Annotated in this window: 2 protein-coding genes; both read right to left on the reverse strand. The window is 73.6% G+C overall.

Annotated elements, in window-relative coordinates:
- Nucleotides 1-164: 164 nt before the first annotated feature.
- Nucleotides 165-761: a recombination mediator RecR gene (gene recR / locus SACPADRAFT_RS0211260; protein ID WP_007027566.1), complete on the reverse strand. Its 597-nt coding sequence runs from the start codon at nucleotides 759-761 to the stop codon at nucleotides 165-167.
- 1 nt (nucleotide 762) lies between these two features.
- Entirely contained in the window at nucleotides 763-1,116 is a 354-nt protein-coding gene (locus SACPADRAFT_RS0211265; protein ID WP_007027567.1) for a YbaB/EbfC family nucleoid-associated protein, read from the reverse strand.
- Nucleotides 1,117-1,544: the final 428 nt, after the last annotated feature.

Raw genomic sequence — 1,544 nt, forward strand, 5'->3', positions numbered from 1 at the left:
GCGCGGGCGCGGCGAGCACCGCGTCGGCGGCCGTCCCGGCGGGGTCGGTGTGGTCGGCGGAATCGTCCCGGTCACCGGGAGAATCACCGGCGGAGTCACCGGCGACTGCGGCGGCGGGATCGTCGCCGGGGGCGGGTCCGGTGGCACCGGGCACGGCGCCGTGTTCAGAGTGCACGGCGGCCGGAGAGCGCGCGGCCCAGGGTGAGTTCGTCGGCGAACTCGAGGTCCCCGCCCATCGGCAGGCCCGAGGCCAGCCGGGTCACCGTCAGACCGGGGAAGTCCCGCAGCATGCGCACCAGGTAGGTGGCGGTCGCCTCGCCCTCGGTGTTCGGGTCCGTCGCAATGATCACTTCGGTGACCTCGTCGGCCCCGATCCGGGTCAGCAGTTCCTTGACCCGGAGCTGGTCGGGACCGACCCCGGACAGCGGGTCGAGCGCACCCCCGAGCACGTGGTAGCGCCCCCGGAACTCCCGGGTGCGCTCCACCGCGAGGACGTCCTTCGGCTCCTCCACCACGCAGATCAGCGTCGCGTCCCGCCGGACGTCCGAACAGATCCGGCACAACGTGCCCTCGGAGACGTTGCCGCAGACCTCGCAGAAGTTCACGCCTTCGCGCACCCTGCCGAGCACGTCCTGCAACCGCGCGATGTCGGCCGGATCGGTCGCCAGCAGGTGGAAGGCGATGCGCTGCGCGCTCTTCGGACCGATGCCGGGCAGCCGCCCGAGTTCGTCGATCAGGTCCTGGACGACGCCCTCGTACACCTCACTGCCCCGGCAGTCCGAGGTTGCCGAGATCCGGCATGCCGCCACCGCCCGCCAACGGGCCGAGCTTGTCCTCGGTGAGCTGCTGGGCGTTGTGGTTGGCATCGCGCACGGCCGCCACCACGAGGTCGGACAGCGTCTCGGTGTCCTCCGGGTCCACGATCTTCGGGTCGATGGACAGGTTCTTGAGCTCCATGCTCCCGCTGACCGTGGCGGTCACCAGACCACCGCCCGAGGTGCCGGTGACCTCGGTGTTCGCCAGCTCCTCCTGGGCCGAGGCCAGCTGCTCCTGCATCTGCTGGGCCTGCTGGAGGATCTGCTGCATGTCGGGCATTCCGCCGCCGGGTTGCACCATGTGGCTGTCCGCTTCCTCTCGCGTGTGCGGTGGTCCGGGTGCGCCGCAGCACCCGCCCCCAGCCTAGCCGCACTCACTCGAGCGGACGCGCCCCGAGGTGCTCGGTGAGCAGCGCGCGCGCACGACTCGGGGCGTCGGGCTGCGCGGCCCCGGTGCCGTGGTCCGCCGCCTCCCCCGGAGGCACGGAGGACCCCGCCTCCCCCGGAGGCCCGGAGGACACCGCCTCCGCAGGAGGCACGGACGATGCCGCCTCCGGTCCCCGTCCGGGGGACCGCGCCTCCCCAGGCGCGGGAGACGCCGCCTCCGGTCCGCGGTCGGCCGCAGCGTCCTCCGGGGACGGGGGAGCAGCCGCCGGGCCCGGGTCGGCGTCGTCCGGTGGGTACGGCTCGTCCTCGGGTTCCGGGGGCAGGGGGGACGTCCGGCTCGGT

The organism is Saccharomonospora iraqiensis subsp. paurometabolica YIM 90007 (genome assembly GCF_000231035.2).
In the GTDB taxonomy this organism is placed as follows: Bacteria; Actinomycetota; Actinomycetes; order Mycobacteriales; family Pseudonocardiaceae; genus Saccharomonospora; species Saccharomonospora paurometabolica.